The organism is Caldalkalibacillus uzonensis (assembly GCF_030814135.1).
GTDB classification, from domain to species: Bacteria; Bacillota; Bacilli; order Caldalkalibacillales; family Caldalkalibacillaceae; genus Caldalkalibacillus; species Caldalkalibacillus uzonensis.
Window position 1 is genome coordinate 488,949 of sequence record NZ_JAUSUQ010000001.1, and the last position, 21,820, is coordinate 510,768.

Genomic DNA, 21,820 nt, shown 5'->3' on the forward strand with positions numbered 1-21,820 from the left:
TTTCTCCCCCATTTACGTTTTGGGTTTCTACAACATGTCTACTATTCGCTCGACCACTTGCGGTGCCTCTTCCTTCTGTCTGCAAATAATTAAGATCGTATCATCGCCGCTAATATTGCCCAGCACTTCCGGCCAATCGAGATGATCGATTAGTACACCGATTGTGTTGGCATTTCCAGGCAATGTTTTGAGGACAATCAGGTTTTCCGTATGATCAATGCTGACAAAACAATCCACCAAAACCCGCTTCAGTTTCTGCAAGGGATTGTAGCGCTGATCCGCTGGCAGGGAGTACTTGTAACGTCCATCAGCCATAGGCACTTTGATCAAGCTTAACTCCTTAATATCCCTGGAAACAGTGGCCTGTGTAACTTGAAAACCTTCTTCCCGCAGTCGCTCAACCAGCTCATCCTGTGTTTCAATATCATATTTGCCGATGATTTCACGAATGCGTAAGTGACGTTGTCGTTTGTTCACCTATTTTGGCCCTCCTTATATTAATCCATCCCCTGGTGAAATTTGGCACGGATTACATCAAAAAATGCCCGGTCTTTCCATTTGATCAAGGTGGTTGAGTAGGGGGAACGGCGGATCCTAATCTGGTCAAACACTTCCAACTGATAGCCGATTTGACCGTCCACAGACAACCCGATTTCCTGATGGGTGGCACTTACTTCGATCGTAATTTCTTCATCGGCAGACAAAATGATGGGCCTGGCGGTTAAGCTGTGCGGGCAAACAGGTGTAATCAATAGTGCTTTCATATTAGGCGCCAAGATCGGCCCTCCCGCCGACATGGAATAGGCCGTTGATCCAGTGGGGCTGGAGATGATCAATCCATCTCCAAACAACGTATTCATCACTTTATTTTGCATAAAAATTTTACAAGTGATCATGCGGCTGTACGATCCTTTGGCAATCCCTATATCGTTCAGGGCATGCCATGTTTCGATTTTTTCGCCATTTCGAATAAGATCTGCCTGCAGCATCATCCGGTCTTCAGTCTCATACCGGCCTTCCAACAGGGCATCAACCACTTCAGGTAAATCATCCGGTTCAGCTTCGGATAAAAAACCCAAGTTACCCAGATTAATGCCTAAAATAGGAAGATCATAAGGGGCAAAGTCCCTGGCGATGCCCAGAATGGTGCCATCTCCGCCAAAGACGAACAAAATGTCGGCATGCTTGTCAAAGTCATGGTACGGAACGGAAAGATCTTGACGATCCAAATAGGCAGCCACCCTCTGTTCCAGACAGACCCTGATTCCCCTCTTCTCCAAATGGGGTATCAGTTCTCTGGCGACAATCAGCGCTTTCGGTTTACCACGGTTAATGGCTAAACCAATGCTTATTGTTTCCATCATGTCCTCCACTTTCTCCTCTTTTTGTTCTCCGGTCTTCACTCTATAAGGCATGGTGGGCCTGCTTTACAACCTGGCTGATGACCGGCCGCCACACAGCCATCTCCTGATCTGTCTTTTCCACTTTTTCCCCCTCAGTTCTGATTAGAGCGGCCAAGAATTCGATATTGCCTTCCCCTCCCGTGATAGGTGAATAGTCAAGTCCCTTGATTAAAAACCCCAGGTCAAGGGCTTGGTGCAAAACCTTGTTCAGCACTTCCTCATGCACAAGGGGATCTTTGACCAGACCTTTTTTACCCACTTTTTCTTTTCCCGCTTCAAATTGGGGCTTGATTAGCACCACGGCCATACCATGTGGTTTAAGGATATCATACAACACAGGTAAAATTAATCCCAAAGAAATAAAGGAAACATCAATAGTAGCCAAGTCGGGCTGCCCATATGGAAAATCTTCCGGTTTCGAGTAGCGAAAGTTTGTTCGTTCCATGACGATGACCCGATCATTGTTACGTAAGGACCAATCTAACTGACCATAGCCCACATCCACAGCATAAACCAGTTTGGCCCCGTGTTTGAGGGCGCAATCTGTAAACCCCCCTGTGGAGGCACCAATATCCAGCACAATTTTATCCTGCAGGTTGAGCTGAAAGGACTGAATCGCTTTTTCCAGTTTAAGTCCGCCACGGCTCACATAAGGAACGGGAGAGCCTTTAACTGTGAGCAGCGTATCCACAGGAATTTTAATTCCTGGTTTGTCAATTTTTTCCGACTGAGAAAAAACCAAACCCGCCATAATGGCACGTTTGGCTTTTTCACGGCTGTCAAAATATCCTTTTTGGACAAGCAATGTATCGACACGTTCCTTTGGAGTGTTTTGTTTCGGTTCCATCTTATGCCCTTTGCACTTTCCTTTCTGTCACATGAAGTTGTTTCACATGGTGAACAATATTGTCAACCGTCAAACCCACCTCTTGCCGCTGATCAGCCACGCTGCCGTGCTCGACAAATACTTCTGGAACGCCCAGGCGTCTGACCGTGACATGATCATAGCCCTGTTCATTGAAAAATTCAAGTACAGCACTGCCAAATCCACTTGTCACGGCATGTTCTTCAACGGTGAGGAATTTTAAGCCTTGATCTGCCAACTCTTTCAACATCTTTTCATCCATGGGTTTTATGAAACGGGCATTGACCACATAAGGTTTAAGTCCTTCTTTAGCCAGTTGGTCCGCTGCTTTTAGAGCAAGCTGGACCATTGGGCCTACAGCTAAAATGGCTACATGATGACCGTTTTCTAAAATTTCCCATGTGCCCAGCTCAATCAGCTTAAACTCACCGATGGGAACACCAACGCCGTTTCCACGCGGGAAACGCACAGCAGTAGGACCTTTCAGATGTAAGGCGGTGTACAACAGATTGCGAAACTCATTTTCATCCTTACCCATCATAATCTTAATGTTGGGCAACAGGCGCAAATAACCGATATCATACACACCTTGATGGGTTTCACCGTCACCGCCCACAAATCCGGCCCGGTCAATAGCCAGACAGACATCAAGGTTCTGGCGGACAATATCATGCACCACCTGATCATAGCCCCGCTGCAGGAAGGTGGAGTAAATGGCACACACCGGTTTCATGCCTTCGACGGCCAGTCCACCACTCATGGTCACGGCATGCTGTTCAGCGATACCCACATCATAAAAACGATCAGGGAACCGTTCGGCAAATGAATTAAGCCCCGACCCGGACGACATGGCCGGGGTGATGGCCACAATGCGTTCGTCCCGCTCAGCCAGTTCAATCATGGCTTGTCCAAAGACATTTTTATAATTGGGTGGGCCTCCTACCGATTTGATTAACTCACCTGATTCAATTTTGTATGGGCCAGCACCATGCCAGGTATCTGAATCGGCTTCGGCCGGTGCAAAACCTTTCCCTTTTTTGGTGACCACATGCATGAGTACAGGCCCTTTGGTACGCTTCGCTTGCCGGAAACAGGTCTCTAACTCAGAAACGTTATGCCCGTCAATAGGACCCAAATAGGTGTAGCCCAGTTCCTCAAAAAAGATGCCAGAAACGAGCAAATACTTCAGGCTGTCTTTGACCCGTTCGGCTGTCCGGGCCAGGGTGCCACCAATAGCGGGGATTTTCTTGATCAAATATTCAATTTCCTCTTTGGCCCATTTGTAATGTTTGGCCGTGCGCAGTTTACCCAAATGATTGTGCAAAGCACCCACATTAGGTGAGATAGACATCTCGTTGTCATTCAAAACCACGATAATATCCTTTTGCTCATGACCAATATGGTTAAGTGCTTCCAGAGCCATACCCCCTGTTAAAGCACCGTCCCCAATAACCGCCACAATGTGGTGATCGAGCCCCCGTACATCGCGGGCGATGGCCATACCCATAGCTGCAGACAGGGATGTACTGCTGTGCCCCGTCTCCCAGATATCATGCTCGCTTTCACTCCGTTTTGGAAAACCGCACAAACCTTTGTACTGACGCAGAGTATCAAACTTGTCCATTCTGCCGGTTAATATTTTATGTATGTAGGCTTGATGCCCCACGTCCCAGATAATTTTGTCCTTGGGTGAATCAAACAATTTATGCAGCACCAAAGTCAGCTCCACGACACCCAAGTTAGGGGCCAAATGGCCACCTGTTTTGGACAATTTTTCAATCAGGAATTGCCGGATTTCGGCAGCCAGCTTGTTGAGCTGGTCCGGGGAACAACTTTTCAATTGCTGTGGACTGTGAATATCCTTGAGGTGCATCATAACGCCTCACTTTCATCGCGCATTTCCGTTTCCACCGCTTCCATTTAAGTAACCATTGCGGCGGCGCTTTTTCTTCTTAGTTTTTCCATTAAATAAGGAAATATGAAATTTTTTATTCATATAGTAAAACACTTTGCCTACAGCCAATAGAATTGGGGTAGAAAAATGGATGGCGAATGACTTTCCCAAAGCCTTTCCGCCAACGGTTAAAGCCGCAACCAAACTGGTAAAGACCACGCCGACCAGCATATGGAAGTAAGAATCTTCGGCATATCCCAGTTCATAGACCAGCTGTAAAATGACAATGGCACTGGCTGTTCCGCTGACAATACCACTGATATCACCGATGACATCGTTGCAAAAACTGGAAAAACGATCCGCATTGCGGCAAATATAGAGCGCTTCTTTAGCCCCTTTAACTTTATTGGAGGCCATGGACTGAAACGGCACTTCGCTGGCAGCGGTTGCAGCAATGCCAATGGCATCAAAAACAATCCCGATCAAAACGATGACGATGACCACCAGCATACCGATGGCCAAAGGAGCACCGCTTAGGATCAAAGAGGACACAATTGAGAAAATTGCCGCTAACACCAGGGTGATAACGGCAATGGCTGTACTCCAGTTCAGGGCATGCTTCCATGAAAATTTCATCGCTTCCCTCTTGTCTTAAAATATTAAGTCCGTCCTAATTATAGTAAATCATAATCTCTGTCAAACCAAAAAAAACAAAGTTATGTAAAAAACCGGAGGGTGGTCGCATGATAGGTAAACATTACGGCTTAGGTCCAGTAGGTTTTCCCAAGCAGACACCGCCCTGTCGCCAGTGCGGCGGTTTCCCTTTAAGTCCGCTTCAACGCTGTCACCAGACGTTGGACTGGATTACCACTTAGTCCGTACTCTAATCCCCATCATGCGTCGCCGGAGCGAACAGTCTAGGAGATTTCCTCAACAATCCTTAACTTTTTCCTAGCCTCTTTTGCAGTGCAAGTTTCAAATAGCTGGGGTTTTAACCTATTGGCCATATAGGTTAAAACCCTTTAAAGCTATTATCCCCTTACACCACTCAAGGCAGGCTACGCTGCCATCATAACCGTCCTCAACGGCCTGATAGGCAGGTTTTCCCTAAGCCATACTCGTTTGCGCAATAAAGCATGGACTTAGGTCTCCGCGGAGGCAGGGTCAACGCCCACATGCCTTTGTGGATCGCCCTACCACCTTAACTCCCAGCATCGACCCCCGACTGGGCGTCGAAAGCCGACACAAGGAACTTCATCGATGTGCCCTTTGACGGATTTTTAGGCCCGTCTTCAGAAAAAGAGGATTGACTAGAATACTGCACCACCCTCTTCTAGCGTATAGTGATTATAACACATTATGCTGCTGGGCTCAATGTGAATGTAAGGAAAGCTTAATATTCCCTGCTCACCATAAAATCTGCCAAAGCCAAGAGCAGATCTGGTTTCACTCCGGCTGCCTGCACCGCCTGTTTAGCAAGAGCCACGTGTTCACTGAGAGCTTGTTTAGCGCCTTCCAGCCCCAGCAAGGAAATATAGGTGCTTTTCTGATTGCCGCGGTCACTGCCCACCTGCTTTCCTAATTTTTGTTCATCCCCTATCTCATCCAATATGTCGTCCTGAATTTGAAAAGCAAGACCGACTTCCCGGGCATAACGTGTCAGATGAACCAGCTGATCCTCACTGGCTCCGGCCACATAACAGCCCAGACGGACGGCACAAACAAGCAAATCCCCTGTTTTGTGAGCGTGGATATAAGCCAGCTGATCAAAGGAGAGACGGGCGCCCTCCCCCAGCACATCGGCCGTTTGCCCCCCGACCATGCCTGCCGGACCTGCCCTTAGAGCCAGCTCTTTTATCATCATTAACTGTTGTTCGGGCTTAAAGCTTTGAGCGGCATCAGCCAGGACAAAAAAGGCATGGGTTAAAAGGGCATCACCAGCCAAAATGGCCAGTGCTTCACCGAATACCTTGTGATTCGTCAATTTGCCGCGGCGATAATCATCATCATCCATGGCCGGCAAATCATCATGAATAAGAGAATAAGTATGTATCATTTCCAGAGCGCAGGCTGCCGGCAGGCCCTGTTCAACTTTTCCGCCGAGGGCATCAATGGTGGCCAGCAAAAAGAGGGGGCGAATCCGTTTCCCCCCTGCCAGCAAAGAATAGGCCATTGCTTCTTTCAATTGGGCCGGTGCCTCCACCTGCTCAATATAGTGGCGCAAGGCGTCCTCTACCTGCTGTTTATGCGTATTTAGGAAGTGCTCTAAGTGTTGATTCACTCACTTTCCTCCTCAATTTGAAACGCTTTTTCCACCAGCTGTCCTTCTTCCTCCAGCAAGATGTTGACCTGCTGCTCCACTTTTTTCAATTTGTCATGACAGACGTTGGACAAGCGCATCCCTTTTTGAAACAGTTGGATGGCTTGCTCCAAAGGGACATCACCTGATTCCAGCTGCTCTACAATGGTCTCCAGCTGCCCGATTGCTTCCTCAAAAGATAAGGTTTCTTCTTCTGTTTTCTCTTGCAGTTTATCATGTTGCTGTGTATCACTCATGACGTTCTTCCTCCTTTATTCCCCACACATGACAGTCCAGCTGCCCATCCTGCATGCGGACACGAATCACTTCCCCAGGCTGAACATCTTTCACTGATTTATACAGTTTGGTCCCTTCATGTCCATAGACAAGGGAGTAGCCTTTGGTCATGATTTTGAGTGGACTTAAAGCATCTAATTTGGAGATGGAGAGATCCAACCGGGCCCTCCTGACTGACACATAATGCTTCATCACTTTGGTCAAAGCTTCGGTTAAGCGCCGGTTCTCTTTGGTGTATTGAAGGATGACCCCTTTGGGATGGGCCTGGCGCAGACGGTGGTGTAGAGCAGTCAGGTCTTGCCGCTTGTCCTCAATATAGCGGTGCATATATTTGTGTAAACGGTCAATGGTCTGGTCCAGTTCTTGCTCCTTTTGCCTGAGCAGAGTCTTGGGATATTTAAAGGCATAACTTTGGCGCAGCCTGCTAAGCCGCTTCTGTTCATCATTTAGCTGTCTGCCAATCTGATTGACCAACCGTCTTTTCAACTGCCGGATATTTTCTTCCAACTCCGCTAACTTAGGCGCTGCCAGTTCAGCCGCAGCAGTAGGTGTCGGGGCACGTAAATCGGCTACAAAATCAGCGATGGTAAAATCCGTTTCGTGACCCACAGCGGAAATAATGGGAATGGTCGCCTCATAGATCGCACGAGCGACCACCTCCTCGTTAAAGGCCCATAATTCCTCGATTGATCCCCCGCCCCTCCCCACAATGAGCACATCCAAAGGATAGCGGTGGGCCAGGCGGATGGCCCGGGCCACACTGGTTGCCGCTTGTTCTCCCTGTACCTGGACTGGAATCAGCAAGACATGGGCGATGGGAAAGCGGCGCCTGATGGTGGTTAGAATATCCCGGATGGCAGCGCCGGTCGGGGAGGTAATCACCCCAATTGTTTGGGGCACCTTGGGAATCGCTCTTTTCTTGTTCGGGTCAAACCAGCCTTTTAAGCGCAGACGCTCTTTTAGCTCTTCATAGGCCTGATAAAGGGCGCCAATACCATCCGGTTGCATCTCTTTGACATATAATTGATATTGTCCGTCCCGTTCATAGATATTGACTTCTCCCCGGACCAATACTTTTAGGCCATTCATCGGTTTAAACTTTAACCAGCGGTTATGGCTCTGAAACATTACTGCACGGATCTTAGCCGCTTCATCCTTCAGTGTAAAGTACATGTGGCCGCGGCTGTGGTGGGTAAAGTTAGAGATTTCTCCCCTGACCCAGATATTGCGCCATGATTCGTTCTGCTCAAAACAGCGCTTAATATCCCGTGTCAGTTCTTTGACTGTGATAATCGATTGTACAGCCAAAATGCCTTCCTCCAATAATTAATTCATTTTTTGATTCACTGTCACTGTCGGGGCAATGAAAGGCCGTATCAGTTCATTTGTAGCCGGGCTGCCAGCTTGGCCGCTTCAACGGTATTAAATAAAAGCATGGTAATGGTCATCGGACCTACACCTCCAGGAACGGGAGTGAGATAACGGGCTATATCCTTTACTTCCTCAAAACGGACATCACCGACCAATTTACCTGCTTCTGTCCGGTTGACCCCCACATCGATGACAATCGCCCCTTCAGCCACATGTTCCCGGCCAATTAATTGCGGAGAGCCGCAGGCCACCACCAAAATATCAGCCTGATTGGTAATGCGGGACAAGTCCCTGGTTCTAGAGTGACAGATCGTCACTGTGGCATGTTCCCTTAAGCATAACATCGCCATCGGTTTACCGACAATGTTGCTGCGCCCGATGACAACCACGTGTTTGCCTGCCAGCGTTTCACCGGTAGATTCAATCATCTTGATAATGCCATGCGGGGTACAAGGAATAAACCCCTTATCTCCAATCATCAAGTTGCCCACGTTAACCGGGTGAAAACCATCTACATCTTTTTCAGGAGCGATGGTATTAATCACCGCTTTTTCAGAGATATGAGGCGGCAAGGGAAGCTGAACTAAAATGCCGTGTATCTCCTCTTGTTGATTTAAATCTTCAATATGTCTAAGCAGCTCCTTTTCCGTCGTCTCTTCCGGAAGCCACAGGATATCGGAGTAAATGCCGATCTCCTGGCATGCTTTGGCTTTGGCTTTGACATAGGAAACCGAGGCGGGGTTTTGACCGACGATAATGACCGCCAGCCCCGGTGTCACTCCCTTCTCTTTCAGCCCGTTGATTTCCCTCTTTAATTCTTGGCGTAAGGTTTGGGCCAATGCCCTGCCATCGATAATGGTTGCAGTCATTACTGTTTCCCCCTCTGTGCGCTGTTAACAACAGTGTACCGTGAAAGGAGGGAGAAGTAAATACCGAACATTAAGTCTATATGTTTTCCAAATGTTCACTTTTTGCTATGTAAATTCTGCAGCGCCAAACATGCCACCCCAAAGGCATTATCGGTTGAATACTTAGGCGGGGCAAAATAGAGCTGGCCACCCACGGCCCGGTGCTCCAGTTTATCCTTCAGTCTCTTACGCAGATAACGATTGGCTGCCACACCACCCACAATCAGAATGTGTCTGCACTCAAACGTTTGCATCGCGTAGCGCAAGGCTTTTTCTAAGGTTTTGACCAGAGTGTGTTCCACAGCCCGGGCAATTTGGCCCGGCTGGTAACGGTTCTCTTCGATTAATCTCAGTGCTTTTGTGGCCGGTCCGGAAAAGCTGAACATCCCCTCTTTGACATATGAAGGGATCGTGGGAAAATCACGGTCATTCTCTCCTGACTGTTCCCACTCCTGGGCTAATTTTTCCAGATGGGGACCGCTGGGGAAAGGCAAGCCCAGTTTCACACCGACCCGGTCCACAAACTGACCGGCATGCAAGTCTAATGTTGCCCCGGCACGTTTAATATGGTAGCCGTTTGTTGTCCGTTCACAATACAAAATTTCGCTGGTGCCTCCTGAAAAATGTACAGCCAAAAAGGGGGACGGAATCCGCACTCCAAGGGAAAATTCCCCGGCGGCAATATGTCCTTCCTGGTGGGTGGTTTTAAACAGGGGGACAGACAGGAAGTAAGCGATTGTTTCGGCCAGCACTTCCCCCGGCTTGAAAACAGGCATATATGAGCCTTCCACCGGTCTTGGGGCTGTGCTGACCCCGACAGCTCTGATCTTCCTCTTCTCTTCCGGGCCGAGACCTAAATTTTTCAACAGAGAGGGCCATTGTTTAAGATGTTCGAAGACCGCCTGGGATTGCTTAAGTCCAAGCTCCCCTTTTTTTACCGGCAGTAATGGGTTTTGTTCAGCCACAATCCGGTAGCCGTCGTCAACCATACACACAGAGGTGCGGTAATTGCTTGTATCAATACCCAAAACTGCCACTTATTCTGCTCCTTGCTGGACGATTTTGGCCAGTACACCATTGATAAATTTACCGTTTTTTTCTGTTCCAAACGCTTTGCCCAATTCGACGGCTTCATTGATCACCACTGCCGGCGGGGTTTCTTGAAGATAATTCAGCTCATACACGGCCAGGCGCAAAATGGCATGATCAACGCGGGAAAGCCGCTCCAAGCTCCAGTGAGTTAAAGCCTGTTCGATCAAGCGGTCAATCTCGTTCACATGCTCCACAACGCCGGAGACCAGACGCTCCAGGAAGGGATCCGGTTCCCTGCTACCCACAACATTGCCTAAAGCTTGGCGCCAGTCATGTTTGGCTATATCCACTTGGTATAATGTTTGCACAGCCATTTTTCTTGTTTCTCTGCGTTTCATGGGTTTACTTTCTCCTTCTTCTCGGTTAATCAAAATGGAAAAAGAGCCACCAGAGAAAGGTGGTCTCTTAATACAGTCTGACCCTTTCAGTTTTCCCTATTTTTCTTCCCTGTTTAACTTCACTGGCTGGGAGACTTGGACACCGACAACATGTACGTTTACTTCTACAACCTCAAGCCCGGTCATATCCTCAATCCCGTTTTTTACACGGTGCTGTACCTGTCTGGCCACATCGGGAATATGCTCCCCATACTGGACAACAATGGAGACATCAACCACAGTGTGATGTTCTCCAAGGTGGACTTTAACGCCTTTGCTTAAATTTTTACGTCCCAGTTTTTCCACCAATTCACCCACAAAACCGCCGTTCATATAGGCCACACCATCCACTTCACTAGCCGCAATGCCGGCGATCACCTGAATCACTTCGGGCGCAATCTCCACCCGTCCCATATCATAAGACTGTTCAAGATGGGATAACGAAGTTTCCATCATCTAACACCTCCTTCTTTGGCCTTCCCGGCACAGCCTGATGTTGTTTAGTCTTTCTTCGTTAAATCGTACGTCTCGAGGAACTTGGTGTTAAAGTGGCCACTCATAAACGCCTCATGGCGGAGTACCCGTTGATGAAAGGGAATAGTGGTGTCAATGCCTTCGATCACAAATTCATCCAGGGCTCGTCTCATGCGGGCAATGGCTTCATCTCTCGTTTTTCCCCATACGATCAGCTTGGCAATCATGGAATCATAGTGGGGCGGGATAAAGTAGCCTGGATAAGCGGCACTGTCCACGCGCACGCCCAGCCCGCCCGGGGGCAGGTACATGTTAATTTGCCCGGGAGACGGCATAAAGTTGCGCTCCGGGTTTTCAGCGTTGATCCGGCACTCAATGGCCCAGCCGTTAAAAGTGACGTCTTCCTGTGTGAAAGACAATGGCTCACCTGCAGCCACCATGATTTGCTCTTTGATCAGATCAACCCCGGTAATTAATTCAGTAACAGGATGTTCGACCTGAATGCGGGTATTCATTTCCATAAAATAATAATTTCCGTCTTTATCATAAATAAATTCAATGGTTCCTGCGCCGGTGTAATTGACCGCTTTGGCTGCCTTGACGGCCGCTTCTCCCATCTCTTGGCGTTTTTCTGGTGTCAATGCCGGGGATGGCGCTTCTTCTATCAGCTTTTGCAAGCGGCGCTGGATGGTGCAGTCACGCTCTCCCAGATGAACGACATGGCCATATTTATCTGCCATGACCTGAATTTCAACATGGCGAAAGTCATCAATATATTTTTCAATATACAATCCGGGATTGCCAAAAGCGGTGGCCGCTTCCTGCTGGGTAATGCGGATGCCTTTCAAGAGTTCTTCCCGGTTACGGGCAACTCTGATGCCTTTGCCCCCGCCTCCCGCCGTCGCTTTGATAATAACAGGATAACCAATTTCTTCGGCAATGTGTACAGCTTCCTCCGCATCTTCAATCAACCCTTCAGATCCCGGCACAATGGGAACCCCTGCAGCGGCCATGGTCCGCCGGGCCACATCCTTTGCTCCCATCTTCTGTATGGCGTCCGGGCGGGGACCAATAAAGGTGATGTTACATTCAGCACATAATTCGGCAAAATCGGCGTTTTCAGCCAAAAAGCCGTATCCTGGATGTATCGCATCTACTTCTGTCAGTGTGGCCACACTCATCAAATTGGTCAAGTTGAGATAGCTGTCTTTGGAAGGGGTGGGCCCGATACAATAGGCTTCGTCCGCTAACTTAACATGCAAGCTGTCCCGGTCTGCTTCGGAATAAACAGCAACGGTATGAATGCCTAGCTCCCGACAGGCTCGGATAACCCGTACAGCGATTTCACCGCGGTTGGCAATCAGCACTTTCTGAAACATAACCACTTCTCCTTTGATCTGGTTACTCAGGCTTAACCAGGAATAAGGGCTGTCCGTATTCAACCAGTTGGCCGTTTTCTACAAGAACTTCAACAATTTCTCCTCTGACTTCAGCTTCAATTTCATTCATTAATTTCATCGCTTCCACGATACAAACTACGGTTGTTTCCGTGACCTTGTCCCCTTCTTTGACATAGGGATCGGCATCAGGTGCCGGGGCGCGATAGAAGGTCCCCACCATGGGTGAGACAATCTTATGTAAACCAGTCGTATCCTTTTCCTCCTTCTCTGCTGTTGCCGGCGGGGCTGGCTCGGTCTGAGCAGGGGCAGCACTGACAGTTTCCTCCTTCACCTGCACAGGCTCAGCTGGCTTATGTTGCTCCTCTGGCGGTGTGACACTGACAACTTGCCCACCCCGTTGTTGCTCATCTTTTATAATGGAAACTTTCAAACCTTCAAATTCATACTCAAACTTCGTAATTTTAGATTGATCAACCAGCTTGATCAGCTCACGGATCTCATGCATTTTTAGCATCATATTCACTCCCTCATCATCTGAACGGATATAGCTCATCTCATTATACCATATCTGTATTAAAAATAAATGACCTTGCCTTAAGATCAGGTCTTAGGCGCAAGGTCATAAAACGGAAGAATTGTAATGATATAAAAGGTTGATTTACCTGAAATCCACCGTCACCATGTTTCCAGGGATATCCAGATGTTTGCGCACCAGATGGATAATGTTTAGTACTTCTTTTTTGTCTAGTTCTTCATCACTGCGTACCACCACATTGATTCCGCCGTTTTTGGTATGAATCACCAGTGCATCTTCATAACCTTCTTGTTTAATTAAATTTTCCAAAGTGTATTCTGCTTCTTCCTGGTCCCACATGGCCTCAATTTTGGTTTGAACTTCGGCTGCCGTCTGGGCGGTGGCCTCGGGGGCGCTGATCATGTTTTGATACTCCTCAAACTTGTCGGCCCGCTGCCGCTCACGGTCGATGCGGTAAGCGATGAAGAAGTCCAGTGAATCTCCCGCCTCCTCAAAGGTGAAATCACTCTCCATGTCAGTGATGGTATCGACCCAGTCACTGTCACTTAAATCCACTTCTTCTCCGACCGTTTCTTTGTCCAGGTCATCCAGTGTCATGTACTCGTATTCCGGTGAGCCGCCCATCAAGTAATAAGCAGACAAAACAACCATTAAAGTCAACATGGTTAACAGCCAAATCGTTTGTTTTTTGAGAACCATGCCATTCCCTCCTTAATCATTTTTGGGTAATACGGAGACTTTATTGGCAGGAACATCCAACACACGCTGAACCGCCTCTGTAATCCAGGCTTTGACCTGCATGTTTTCTGCTCCTGAAGCAACCACCAGAACACCGCGAACCCGGGGTTTCTTGGTTTTGACCACAATGGGTTCTTCATTGTTTCCCTGGCGGATGATGACGATTTGCTCTTCTTTCAGCGCATCTTCAATTTGCCGATTCCCCCCTTCCCTGTCTTGCTCTGTGGTGCGTGACTCCTGGGTTTTTATATTTTTCTCAACGACCTGCTCTAGAGTGGAGTCGAGATTGACCATCACGCTCACCTCACGAACACCTTGGATTTTACTCAGAATGTCTTTCAACTGGTTTTCCAACGCTTGTTCATAATCGGTGATGGTCACGGGATCTGCCCGTGATGAACCCAGTGTTTCTTTAACTTCACCGGAGTCGACTGACACAGTATGAACTGGGACCCTTTCTTGATCTTGAAAAGAGAAGTAATCAGGCAAAATCATCGCCGCCAAACCCAAGGCCGCCAAGATTAAAATCCAATGGGTTAGTCTCCATTCTCCTTTTTTCTGTCCCACTTCCCCCAGCTGACTTGTTTGGCCTGTCACGCTTGTATCTTCCTGTTGTTTTTTCCTTAACAGGGGCCTCAAGAGCTTACGCCACCACTCTTCCAATAGGGATCACCTCCCAAACCATGAAAAGTCAATCTTGTCTTCAGATATATTCCACTTCCAATCAAAATATGTTAAAACCTTTTCTTCTATTGCACCTTCTACTGCTGACCGCTCGCCTGGCCCAGAGGGGGCTGCTTCACCGCCCACTTCAACTACCACCGGCTCCACGGGCTGAACAGTTGTCTTGTCAGGGCTGTCTGTCATGTCTCCCCTCTCTCCTTCCGCTGTCTCTCCCTCTGACGTGGTAACTGCCACAACGAGTTGGGACACATTTACCTCACCGTCTTCCATGCCGAGCGCTAGATCAAGGTGATGCACGGACAAAGAGAACTGGTCCTCCAGATCCCTGATGATCTCTTTCGCCCACAACCGTTCCACCTCTTGCAAAACAGCCTCTTGCTGCACTTGTTCAATCTTTTCCCGTTCACGTTCAATATCCAATTCATATCCTGGCTGCTGTTCAAACATCTGCTCCACTTCCCGCAGCATGTGCTCAGGGTCATAGGTTAATAGTTCCAAAACCGGAGATAAAATGGTCATAATGATCAACAGGCCCACCACAAGTTTGATATAGCGGCGCATCTGGCTGTTGGGCAACAGTAAATCCAGAAAAGTGGCGATCAAAATAATCAGCACAATATGTTTAATCCATTCTCCCAAATAGGCAATCACGTCACTCACCTGACCATAACCGACAGATTGCCGGCCGCAATAATAATGGTGATGCCCAAAAAGAACATGAGACAGACCGTCGCCAAAGCGGCAAAAACAAAGATTAAGTTTTTGCCAATGACGTTAAGACAGGCGATGACACTGGCATTGCCCAAAGGTTGCAAAACTGCGGCAGAAATATTGAAAATCAGGGCGATGCTCAGAATCTTCAACGCTGGAAAGGCGGTCAAAATGATCAAAATGATCACACCCGCTAAACCAATCGTGTTCTTGATTAACAGTGAAGCCCCGATCACCGTATCCGTCGCATCTGTAAACATCCGCCCTACAATAGGCACGAAATTGCTGGTGACAAACTTGGCTGCTTTAATGGTCACCCCATCCACCACGGCTGAGGTGGCACCCTGTACCGAAACGACGCCCAAAAATACAGTGAGAAACACCCCGAGCAATCCAATACTAATGTTACGCAACAAATTAGCCAGCTGACTCACTTTGTACTGCTCCGAAAAGGCACTGACGATACCCAGAATGGATGAAAACAAAAGAAGCGGAAAGACAAGGTTATGAATCAAGATGCCGCTGGTATTAATCAGAAATATAATTAAGGGATGAAACAGGGAGACGGTGGTGATATTGCCCATGGAGGCGATCAGGGCCAAAAGCAGCGGAATCAGGGCCATCATAAAGTGAACCATATTGGCAATCGCTTCTTGGGCATACGTCATAGCCACATGAAAGCTGTTGATGGCCAGTATAAAAATGACAAGATATGTGATGGCATAGGCCACTTTACTCACTTGATTACTTTCAAAAGCAGTCTGGATGTTTTCCAGGATCATGCTGAACACGGTAAGCAAAATAATCACAACCAGTAGTTTTCCGTTTAGCAACAGCTCATGGAACACATATTGAATAAAGCCTTTTAACAGGCTCATGGAAAAGATAGAGCCTTCAAACTGAAAAAAATCACGCAAGTCATGGGGCTGATTTTCCGGTAAAAATCCATCATATTCCTCTCTGACTTTCTTCCAAAACACCTCTACTTCGCTTGTGCCCAGCCGCTCCAGCTGATACTCAATTAACCGTTCCTGTTCATTGGGTTCTACTGGTTCAACCAAACTTTGGGCATTAATCTCCTGTGGATAGAAAATGGTAGAGATCACGATGACGAACAACAGATAGTATCCGTGTCTCATAAGAGTTCTCCTTTTCTGGCAAAATCCGGAACATGCCTGTGGTTAAGAGGGAATCAGGTTAATCACCGTCTCAATGATCACCGTGATAATGGGAATGGCCATGAACATGATCAGCACTTTCCCGGCCAGTTCAATCTTTGAGGCAATGGCACCTTGTCCTGCATCACGGGTGATTTGGGCGGCAAATTCGGCAATATAAGCAATGCCAATAATCTGCAAAATGGTTTTGAGATAAATTAAATTGAGGCCGCCTTCAACGGCCAGGCGCTCTAAAACCCGAATCACATCATAAATTTTGCCGATCAGAAAGAAAAAGATCAGCACCCCGGTAAACGTGGCCAGCAAAAAAGCAAATACGGGCTTTTGCTCCTTTAAAACGAGAGCCAAAACACAAGCCACCAGCCCGACACCAACAATCTGAATAATCTCCATTGGTGATCCCTCCGTCATTGAAAGAGGAAGACCGATTTAATCGTTTGAAACAAGTCATGAATCCAGCTGGCCACCATGTACAACACCACGATGAAGCCGATCACACTCACCCATTGGGCAATGTCCTTCTTTCCTGCCGATTCCAACACCGTTGAAACCATAGCCACAATAATGCCAATGCCTGCGATTTGAAATAATGTGTTAATGTCTGCTTCCATTTGCCCCACCTCTTTACCTACAGCATTAAAATGACAATCATTAAGCCAGATAACACACCCAGTGTTTTGTACATTTTTTCATGTTTTGCCTGTTCAGCCTCGGCTTCCTTCTCCGCTTTGCCAAATTGGGCCAACATTAACCGTAAATGCTTATGCTGATCTTCACGGTCAGATCCTCCCACCACTTTTCCAAAATGCTCTAGCCACTCCTTTTCCACGCTTCTTAAGGCCAGCTCGCCTTCTGCTTCAGTCAGCGCACGCTGCCAGCATGTCCATGTGGTCTGCCCATCCAAGTGCTCCAAATAATAGGCACAGCGGGCAAATAAAGCCGGAACCACTCCTCGATCCTGCTGTCCTAAGCGCCTAAAAGCAACGGCCAGCGGGGTAGAACCATAGTAAATTTCTGTCTCCAACATTTGCAGACACATCTGCAGTTGCCGCAGTTGCTTCGTCCTTTCTCCAAGCCGCCAGGCCATGTAAAAACCGGTTAGCGTAGTGGCAGAGATAATGAGGATTGAGCCCAGCAGTTTAAGCATAGTGCATCCCTCTTAAAGAGGGCGGGTAGAATCTCCGTCCCTCAGCATCGGTGATGGCTTCAATGGTACCTGCACCCTTGCGGTGACTTAACACCACAAACCGCTCAAAAACGGAAGTGTGGAATAAGGGGGCAAGCCCGGGGCGCTGTTTGACGTCTTCAATTCGTGACCCATGTGCCGTTGCCACGATCGCCACGCCTGCATGGAGCGCCTCCAAGACCGCCCGGGTATCCTGCTCACTGCCAATCTCATCACAGGCAATCACTTGGGGACTCATGGACCGAATGAGCATCATCATCCCTTCTGCCTTGGGACAAGCATCCAACACATCCACCCTTGGCCCCAAATCATGCTGGGGCATGCCATCAAGGCAACTGGCAATCTCAGAACGCTCATCCACGACGCCCACCTTAAACCCGTCAAAATTATGCACGTCATGCCCGTAACTGAATACCCGGATAATATCCCTTAAAAGGGTTGTTTTACCGCACTGGGGTGGAGAAACAATCAGCGTGTTGAGCGGCTGCTGCTTGTCAATCAAGTAAGGCAGGATCTCTTCGGCAATCCCTTTCACTTCCCGTGCCACCCTAAAATTAAAGAAACGGATGTGCTTCATATGTTGAATACGTCCCCTATCGACCACAGCGCGTCCGGCGATACCCACTCTATGTCCTCCCAAAATGGTGATGTATCCTCTCTTCAGTTCTTCTTCAATGGCATAAATGGAATGCCGGCTGACTAAATTAAGGATCTTCTGACCATCCTCGGGTGTAGCCAGCAAGCCCTGGGACGCTGAGCGACTCAGCCTCCCTGCTTCCGTTAAGAAGTAAGATTGGTTTTGAACCCATATTTCAACAGGCTGGTTGATACGAATGCGAATTTCTTCTATTTTGGCTTGTACATCGCTGGGAATGCGTACCACAGCATGCTTGATTCGTTGGGAAAAACAGGCTAACAAGCGGCTGTCCATGGACACTCCCCCGTCTTTGTCCACTTTCTTATCTCATCTTATGCAGGCTTGGACTAGGAATATGCCCCCTTAATTTGGCTATGCTATAGAAAAATCCACTGAAAGGAGAAGAAGGATGGGATATTTGCCCACAGACAGCGGACACATGTATTATGAAGTGGAAGGCAACGGTTTCCCCCTGGTTTTCATTCACGGGATGGGACTTTCCCATGTGAACTGGCGTGCTCAGGTTGATTTCTTTAAACACAGAGGATTTAAGACAGTCACCATTGACACCCGTGGCCATGGCAAAAGCAGCCCCACCCATTCCTCTGAAGGGAAGAGGACACCTGTCAACCATTTACAAGCGAATACCCGTGATCTGTATCAATTATTAAACAAGCTGGAAATCGAAGAATGTTTCCTGGTCGGCTATTCAACCGGGACCCTGATCGCCCAGCAATTTGTTACTCACTATCCCGAAAGAGTAAAGGGAACGGTGATCAGCGGAGCATTTCCCAAAATCAGCAATCTGTATTTGTGGGGCAAGTTTACAGCCGGGTTAGGCTTGACCTCTCTTAATGCCACACATCTATTGTCCAGACTTGTGGCCCGGTCCAACGGTAAAGACGAGGCGCAAATCACAGCCTTCAGAATAGAGGCCAGCAAGGTGGACAGGGACGAGGCTATCGGCTTGCTCAAAGATGCTCTGGCTTTCGATTGCCGGGATGCCTTGCCAAAAATAAAAACCCCCATACTCGTCACGTATGGAGGAAACGAACGGCATATGATGAAGTATCGCCATGATTACCTCACCCTCTGCCCTGCTGCCGAGGTAGTCCTTTTTCCTGAAGTGAATCATGCTACAATGACGAAAAAGACAGAGAGCTACAACAAGGTTTTGCTGGACTTTTTCCAGACTATTTTAGAACACCGCGACAACTACTTCCTTAAGCCCAAGATAATCAACCCCACTCCCGTTCCGATCAACACCAATTTGGAGTAAGGCATTTTACCGGCCAAATGGACCAGCCCCAAGGTCATGCTGGTGATAAAAAACAATGGGCCGATCATGGCCAAAAAGGCATTGACCATCATTGCTTTTTCCACAGAGTTAAGTTTTAGAATCAGAAATCCGGCTATCATTTCGATCAGGCCTGAAACCAAACGCAAACTGGCCATGACCACGATCACTTTATCAATAATAAAGATCATAAAACCCCTCCTCCTTCTCATATGTATAGAAGGGGTGTCCATTTTATGCCGATCAAAAAAAGGAGCATGACGCTCCTTGACTTTCAGTGATAAACCTATGTTAGGCGCGAGAGACATATTCCCCTTTCCTTGTGTCAATAACCAGGGTGTCCCCTTCATTAACAAAGAAAGGCACTTGCACAACCAGTCCGGTTTCCAGTTTGGCCGGCTTGGTGCCGCCCGAAGCCGTATCCCCTTTGATTCCCGGCTCCGTTTCAACCACTTTTAACTCAACGGTGTTGGGCAGCTCCACGCTCAAGCTCTCCCCTTTGTACAAGATGACGTTGACAATCATGTTTTCCAACAGGAACTTTAGTTCATGCTCCAGTTGTTTGCGGCTGAGTGTGATTTGTTCGTAAGTCTCCGTATCCATAAACGTAAATTCATCCCCGGAGTTGTACAGGTACTGCATTTTACGTGTTTCCACATGGGCTCTGGCAATTTTTTCAGTTGTGCGGAAGGTGTGCTCCTGAATCACGCCGCTTCTCAGATTTTTTAATTTGGAACGGACGAAGGCAGCTCCTTTCCCTGGCTTAACATGCTGGAATTCAATAATTTGCCATACCTCACCATCCAGTTCAATGGTTAACCCGTTGCGAAAATCTGAAGTTGAAATCATGCTGTTTTCCTCCCATCTACTCGATAATGATTAATTCCTTTGGCGACTGCGTTAAAATCTCATTCCCCTGCTCCGTAATCAGAACATCATCTTCAATCCGCACCCCGCCAACACCAGACAGATAAATACCCGGTTCAACGGTGACCACCATACCCGGTTTCAAGGGAAGGTCACCGTGCACAGAAAGAGTGGGACCTTCATGAACTTCCAAGCCAATGCCATGTCCGGTGGAATGACCAAAATGGTCACCATAACCTCTGGCGGAAATATAGTCCCGGCAAACAGCATCTGCTTCTTTACCGGTCATGCCCGCCTTAATCGACTCAACCCCTTTGAGTTGTGCTTCTAAACAGATCGCGTAAATCTCTTTCAGCTTGGGATCCGGTTCGCCAACGGCGAAAGTGCGGGTCATGTCGGATACATATCCCTGGTAATAAGCCCCGAAATCAAGGGTGACAAAATCTCCCTTTTCAATTATTTTCCCGCTGGCTACGCCATGAGGCAGGGCTGAACGCACACCAGAGGCCACAATGATGTCAAAGGCAGAAGAGGTGGCCCCTTGTTTACGCATAAAAAATTCAATCTCATGGGCCACTTCAATTTCCGTCATGCCCGGTTGGACCACATTCAATATATGGGCATAGGTGCGGTCAACAATAGCCACTGCCTGCCTGATGTGTTCAATTTCCTGTTCATCCTTAACCCTGCGCAACTCTTCGACTAATCCGGAGACAGGAATAAATTGGAAGCCAACATCTTTTAGAACCTTGTTGAAGGTCGTGTACTGTCTGTAGCTCAAGTGATCTTGTTCAAACCCCAGGCGTTTGATCTTCCGTTTTTTTACTTCGGCAGCAATGGTGTCTTCCAGTTGTCCATTGTGCTTAACAATAGTATAGCCTTGGGCTTGGTCCCGGGCTTGGTCAACATAGCGGAAGTCGGTGATAAATACCGCATCAGATCCGGTAATGAGGGCCACTCCGGCCGTTCCTGTAAAACCGGTGATATACCGTCTGTTGAAGGAGTTTGTAACCAGCAAGCCGTCCAGCCCTTCTCTAGCCAACAATGCTCTTAATTTTTGAACTCTTTCCTGCACCCAATCACCCCTGCTTTTTCACATACTCTAGGAGAGCCTCCAGTGCCAAACGATAACCAGCCAGACCCAATCCGCTGATTTGTCCCAAGCAAACAGGGACCAGTACGGACTGATGCCTAAAAGGCTCCCGCTTATGTATGTTAGAAATATGTACCTCAACTACAGGACAATCAATGCTGGCAATGGCATCCCGTAAAGCATAACTGTAATGGGTAAAAGCCCCTGGATTAAAAACAATACCTAGGTAAGTTTGATCTGCTTGCTGAATGCGGTCAATCAGCTCCCCTTCATGATTAGACTGGAAGCAATCAATCTGTACACCGTTGGCTGTCCCCCAGGCTCTCAATTCCTGTTCCAGATCATCAAGTGTTTTGCGCCCGTAAATGGTTGGTTCTCTCTTTCCCAGGCGGTTTAAATTAGGGCCATTTAAAACCAAAAATGCACTCATCTCTGCTCCCCTTTGCATCACAAGCTTCTCTCCTTCATTGTCCTCGGTCCCTTCAGCAACCAGTGGCTGGTGTGTCCCCCAGTA

Annotated in this window: 28 protein-coding genes; 2 read left to right on the plus strand and 26 right to left on the minus strand. The window is 47.9% G+C overall.

The features are described from left to right. Positions 1 to 27: 27 nt before the first annotated feature. The 5 genes from ahrC to J2S00_RS02500 are packed head-to-tail and all read right to left on the minus strand — an operon-like array spanning position 28 to position 4,798. A complete protein-coding gene (ahrC, locus tag J2S00_RS02480) occupies positions 28 to 477 on the minus strand; it encodes a transcriptional regulator AhrC/ArgR (protein ID WP_307335026.1) in 450 nt (149 codons plus the stop codon). Between the two features lie 20 nt (positions 478 to 497). Beyond that, positions 498 to 1,415: an NAD(+)/NADH kinase gene (locus J2S00_RS02485; RefSeq protein WP_307335029.1), complete on the minus strand. Its 918-nt coding sequence runs from the start codon at positions 1,413 to 1,415 to the stop codon at positions 498 to 500. Then, a complete protein-coding gene (locus tag J2S00_RS02490; RefSeq protein ID WP_307335030.1) occupies positions 1,405 to 2,250 on the minus strand; it encodes a TlyA family RNA methyltransferase in 846 nt (281 codons plus the stop codon). Before J2S00_RS02490 ends, J2S00_RS02485 begins: the two co-directional genes overlap by 11 nt. 1 nt (position 2,251) lies before the next feature. Next, complete coding sequence (dxs, locus tag J2S00_RS02495) at positions 2,252 to 4,141, minus strand: 1-deoxy-D-xylulose-5-phosphate synthase (protein ID WP_307335033.1); 1,890 nt, start codon at positions 4,139 to 4,141, stop codon at positions 2,252 to 2,254. 15 nt (positions 4,142 to 4,156) lie between these two features. Further along, a complete protein-coding gene (locus tag J2S00_RS02500; RefSeq protein WP_307335035.1) occupies positions 4,157 to 4,798 on the minus strand; it encodes a hypothetical protein in 642 nt (213 codons plus the stop codon). Positions 4,799 to 4,905: 107 nt separating this feature from the next. On the opposite strand from J2S00_RS02500, the gene J2S00_RS02505 reads away from it, so the two are divergent. Further along, the gene (locus J2S00_RS02505) at positions 4,906 to 5,037 is read left to right on the plus strand and encodes a hypothetical protein (RefSeq protein WP_307335037.1); all 132 of its coding nucleotides are present in this window, start codon (positions 4,906 to 4,908) and stop codon (positions 5,035 to 5,037) included. A gap of 518 nt (positions 5,038 to 5,555) precedes the next feature. Here J2S00_RS02505 and J2S00_RS02510 read toward each other — a convergent pair. The 17 genes from J2S00_RS02510 to spoIIIAA form a co-directional block, all read right to left on the minus strand. Beyond that, positions 5,556 to 6,443 (minus strand): polyprenyl synthetase family protein, encoded by an 888-nt coding sequence (locus J2S00_RS02510; RefSeq protein ID WP_307335038.1) that lies wholly within the window; start codon positions 6,441 to 6,443, stop codon positions 5,556 to 5,558. After that, entirely contained in the window at positions 6,440 to 6,718 is a 279-nt protein-coding gene (gene xseB / locus J2S00_RS02515) for an exodeoxyribonuclease VII small subunit (protein WP_307335041.1), read from the minus strand. Before xseB ends, J2S00_RS02510 begins: the two co-directional genes overlap by 4 nt. Beyond that, positions 6,711 to 8,066 carry an exodeoxyribonuclease VII large subunit gene (gene xseA, locus J2S00_RS02520; RefSeq protein ID WP_307335043.1) on the minus strand — a complete coding sequence of 452 codons (1,356 nt, stop codon included), beginning with the start codon at positions 8,064 to 8,066 and terminating at the stop codon, positions 6,711 to 6,713. Before xseA ends, xseB begins: the two co-directional genes overlap by 8 nt. A gap of 68 nt (positions 8,067 to 8,134) precedes the next feature. Beyond that, positions 8,135 to 8,998 carry a bifunctional methylenetetrahydrofolate dehydrogenase/methenyltetrahydrofolate cyclohydrolase FolD gene (gene folD / locus J2S00_RS02525; RefSeq protein ID WP_307335045.1) on the minus strand — a complete coding sequence of 288 codons (864 nt, stop codon included), beginning with the start codon at positions 8,996 to 8,998 and terminating at the stop codon, positions 8,135 to 8,137. A 95-nt stretch (positions 8,999 to 9,093) separates the two neighbouring features. Further along, a complete protein-coding gene (locus J2S00_RS02530) occupies positions 9,094 to 10,026 on the minus strand; it encodes a Kae1-like domain-containing protein (protein WP_307335227.1) in 933 nt (310 codons plus the stop codon). A gap of 48 nt (positions 10,027 to 10,074) precedes the next feature. Further along, a complete protein-coding gene (gene nusB, locus J2S00_RS02535) occupies positions 10,075 to 10,467 on the minus strand; it encodes a transcription antitermination factor NusB (protein WP_307335047.1) in 393 nt (130 codons plus the stop codon). A gap of 96 nt (positions 10,468 to 10,563) precedes the next feature. Further along, positions 10,564 to 10,959, minus strand: a complete 396-nt coding sequence (locus J2S00_RS02540; protein ID WP_307335049.1) for an Asp23/Gls24 family envelope stress response protein — start codon at positions 10,957 to 10,959, stop codon at positions 10,564 to 10,566. Positions 10,960 to 11,006: 47 nt separating this feature from the next. Then, positions 11,007 to 12,359 (minus strand): acetyl-CoA carboxylase biotin carboxylase subunit, encoded by a 1,353-nt coding sequence (gene accC, locus J2S00_RS02545; RefSeq protein ID WP_307335050.1) that lies wholly within the window; start codon positions 12,357 to 12,359, stop codon positions 11,007 to 11,009. Between the two features lie 22 nt (positions 12,360 to 12,381). Then, entirely contained in the window at positions 12,382 to 12,894 is a 513-nt protein-coding gene (gene accB / locus J2S00_RS02550) for an acetyl-CoA carboxylase biotin carboxyl carrier protein (protein ID WP_307335051.1), read from the minus strand. Positions 12,895 to 13,038: 144 nt separating this feature from the next. Next, positions 13,039 to 13,614 (minus strand): SpoIIIAH-like family protein, encoded by a 576-nt coding sequence (locus J2S00_RS02555; protein WP_307335053.1) that lies wholly within the window; start codon positions 13,612 to 13,614, stop codon positions 13,039 to 13,041. 12 nt (positions 13,615 to 13,626) lie between these two features. Next, positions 13,627 to 14,316, minus strand: coding sequence for a stage III sporulation protein AG (spoIIIAG, locus tag J2S00_RS02560; protein WP_307335055.1), 690 nt, complete (start codon positions 14,314 to 14,316; stop codon positions 13,627 to 13,629). A gap of 6 nt (positions 14,317 to 14,322) precedes the next feature. After that, complete coding sequence (gene spoIIIAF, locus J2S00_RS02565; RefSeq protein ID WP_307335057.1) at positions 14,323 to 14,997, minus strand: stage III sporulation protein AF; 675 nt, start codon at positions 14,995 to 14,997, stop codon at positions 14,323 to 14,325. After that, positions 14,994 to 16,187: a stage III sporulation protein AE gene (gene spoIIIAE / locus J2S00_RS02570; protein ID WP_307335059.1), complete on the minus strand. Its 1,194-nt coding sequence runs from the start codon at positions 16,185 to 16,187 to the stop codon at positions 14,994 to 14,996. Before spoIIIAE ends, spoIIIAF begins: the two co-directional genes overlap by 4 nt. A gap of 42 nt (positions 16,188 to 16,229) precedes the next feature. Further along, positions 16,230 to 16,619 carry a stage III sporulation protein AD gene (gene spoIIIAD, locus J2S00_RS02575; RefSeq protein ID WP_307335061.1) on the minus strand — a complete coding sequence of 130 codons (390 nt, stop codon included), beginning with the start codon at positions 16,617 to 16,619 and terminating at the stop codon, positions 16,230 to 16,232. 14 nt (positions 16,620 to 16,633) lie between these two features. Further along, positions 16,634 to 16,837, minus strand: a complete 204-nt coding sequence (gene spoIIIAC / locus J2S00_RS02580; RefSeq protein ID WP_307335063.1) for a stage III sporulation protein AC — start codon at positions 16,835 to 16,837, stop codon at positions 16,634 to 16,636. 17 nt (positions 16,838 to 16,854) lie between these two features. Beyond that, a complete protein-coding gene (spoIIIAB, locus tag J2S00_RS02585; RefSeq protein ID WP_307335064.1) occupies positions 16,855 to 17,373 on the minus strand; it encodes a stage III sporulation protein SpoIIIAB in 519 nt (172 codons plus the stop codon). Next, positions 17,366 to 18,367, minus strand: a complete 1,002-nt coding sequence (spoIIIAA, locus tag J2S00_RS02590; protein ID WP_307335067.1) for a stage III sporulation protein AA — start codon at positions 18,365 to 18,367, stop codon at positions 17,366 to 17,368. The genes spoIIIAB and spoIIIAA overlap by 8 nt, the downstream gene beginning before the upstream one ends. A 91-nt stretch (positions 18,368 to 18,458) precedes the next feature. On the opposite strand from spoIIIAA, the gene J2S00_RS02595 reads away from it, so the two are divergent. Next, positions 18,459 to 19,328 carry an alpha/beta fold hydrolase gene (locus J2S00_RS02595; protein ID WP_307335069.1) on the plus strand — a complete coding sequence of 290 codons (870 nt, stop codon included), beginning with the start codon at positions 18,459 to 18,461 and terminating at the stop codon, positions 19,326 to 19,328. On the opposite strand, the gene J2S00_RS02600 is transcribed toward J2S00_RS02595, so the two are convergent. From J2S00_RS02600 to aroQ, 4 genes are all read right to left on the minus strand, one after another. Then, a complete protein-coding gene (locus J2S00_RS02600; RefSeq protein WP_307335071.1) occupies positions 19,265 to 19,537 on the minus strand; it encodes a YqhV family protein in 273 nt (90 codons plus the stop codon). The two genes, J2S00_RS02595 and J2S00_RS02600, sit on opposite strands and share 64 nt — an antisense overlap. Before the next feature lie 100 nt (positions 19,538 to 19,637). Further along, complete coding sequence (gene efp, locus J2S00_RS02605) at positions 19,638 to 20,195, minus strand: elongation factor P (RefSeq protein WP_307335072.1); 558 nt, start codon at positions 20,193 to 20,195, stop codon at positions 19,638 to 19,640. A gap of 16 nt (positions 20,196 to 20,211) precedes the next feature. Then, on the minus strand, positions 20,212 to 21,288 hold the full coding sequence (locus J2S00_RS02610; RefSeq protein WP_307335074.1) for a M24 family metallopeptidase: 1,077 nt from the start codon (positions 21,286 to 21,288) through the stop codon (positions 20,212 to 20,214). A gap of 4 nt (positions 21,289 to 21,292) precedes the next feature. Continuing rightward, complete coding sequence (gene aroQ, locus J2S00_RS02615) at positions 21,293 to 21,736, minus strand: type II 3-dehydroquinate dehydratase (RefSeq protein ID WP_307335076.1); 444 nt, start codon at positions 21,734 to 21,736, stop codon at positions 21,293 to 21,295. Positions 21,737 to 21,820 lie beyond the last annotated feature (84 nt).

Excerpts from the sequence above, each read along its gene's own strand:
- accC (WP_307335050.1), bottom strand. The coding sequence starts at position 12,359 with ATGTTTCAGAAAGTGCTGATTGCCAACCGCGGTGAAATCGCTGTACGG.
- J2S00_RS02490 (WP_307335030.1), bottom strand. The coding sequence starts at position 2,250 with ATGGAACCGAAACAAAACACTCCAAAGGAACGTGTCGATACATTGCTT.
- efp (WP_307335072.1), bottom strand. The coding sequence starts at position 20,195 with ATGATTTCAACTTCAGATTTTCGCAACGGGTTAACCATTGAACTGGAT.
- J2S00_RS02600 (WP_307335071.1), bottom strand. The coding sequence starts at position 19,537 with ATGATCTTTATTATTGATAAAGTGATCGTGGTCATGGCCAGTTTGCGT.
- spoIIIAC (WP_307335063.1), bottom strand. The coding sequence starts at position 16,837 with ATGGAAGCAGACATTAACACATTATTTCAAATCGCAGGCATTGGCATT.
- spoIIIAD (WP_307335061.1), bottom strand. The coding sequence starts at position 16,619 with ATGGAGATTATTCAGATTGTTGGTGTCGGGCTGGTGGCTTGTGTTTTG.
- dxs (WP_307335033.1), bottom strand. The coding sequence starts at position 4,141 with ATGCACCTCAAGGATATTCACAGTCCACAGCAATTGAAAAGTTGTTCC.
- xseB (WP_307335041.1), bottom strand. The coding sequence starts at position 6,718 with ATGAGTGATACACAGCAACATGATAAACTGCAAGAGAAAACAGAAGAA.
- J2S00_RS02485 (WP_307335029.1), bottom strand. The coding sequence starts at position 1,415 with ATGCCTTATAGAGTGAAGACCGGAGAACAAAAAGAGGAGAAAGTGGAG.
- spoIIIAB (WP_307335064.1), bottom strand. The coding sequence starts at position 17,373 with ATGCTTAAACTGCTGGGCTCAATCCTCATTATCTCTGCCACTACGCTA.
- J2S00_RS02595 (WP_307335069.1), top strand. The coding sequence starts at position 18,459 with ATGGGATATTTGCCCACAGACAGCGGACACATGTATTATGAAGTGGAA.
- J2S00_RS02540 (WP_307335049.1), bottom strand. The coding sequence starts at position 10,959 with ATGGAAACTTCGTTATCCCATCTTGAACAGTCTTATGATATGGGACGG.
- folD (WP_307335045.1), bottom strand. The coding sequence starts at position 8,998 with ATGACTGCAACCATTATCGATGGCAGGGCATTGGCCCAAACCTTACGC.
- nusB (WP_307335047.1), bottom strand. The coding sequence starts at position 10,467 with ATGAAACGCAGAGAAACAAGAAAAATGGCTGTGCAAACATTATACCAA.
- accB (WP_307335051.1), bottom strand. The coding sequence starts at position 12,894 with ATGCTAAAAATGCATGAGATCCGTGAGCTGATCAAGCTGGTTGATCAA.
- J2S00_RS02555 (WP_307335053.1), bottom strand. The coding sequence starts at position 13,614 with ATGGTTCTCAAAAAACAAACGATTTGGCTGTTAACCATGTTGACTTTA.
- J2S00_RS02500 (WP_307335035.1), bottom strand. The coding sequence starts at position 4,798 with ATGAAATTTTCATGGAAGCATGCCCTGAACTGGAGTACAGCCATTGCC.
- aroQ (WP_307335076.1), bottom strand. The coding sequence starts at position 21,736 with ATGAGTGCATTTTTGGTTTTAAATGGCCCTAATTTAAACCGCCTGGGA.
- J2S00_RS02505 (WP_307335037.1), top strand. The coding sequence starts at position 4,906 with ATGATAGGTAAACATTACGGCTTAGGTCCAGTAGGTTTTCCCAAGCAG.
- J2S00_RS02530 (WP_307335227.1), bottom strand. The coding sequence starts at position 10,026 with ATGGTTGACGACGGCTACCGGATTGTGGCTGAACAAAACCCATTACTG.
- spoIIIAE (WP_307335059.1), bottom strand. The coding sequence starts at position 16,187 with ATGAGACACGGATACTATCTGTTGTTCGTCATCGTGATCTCTACCATT.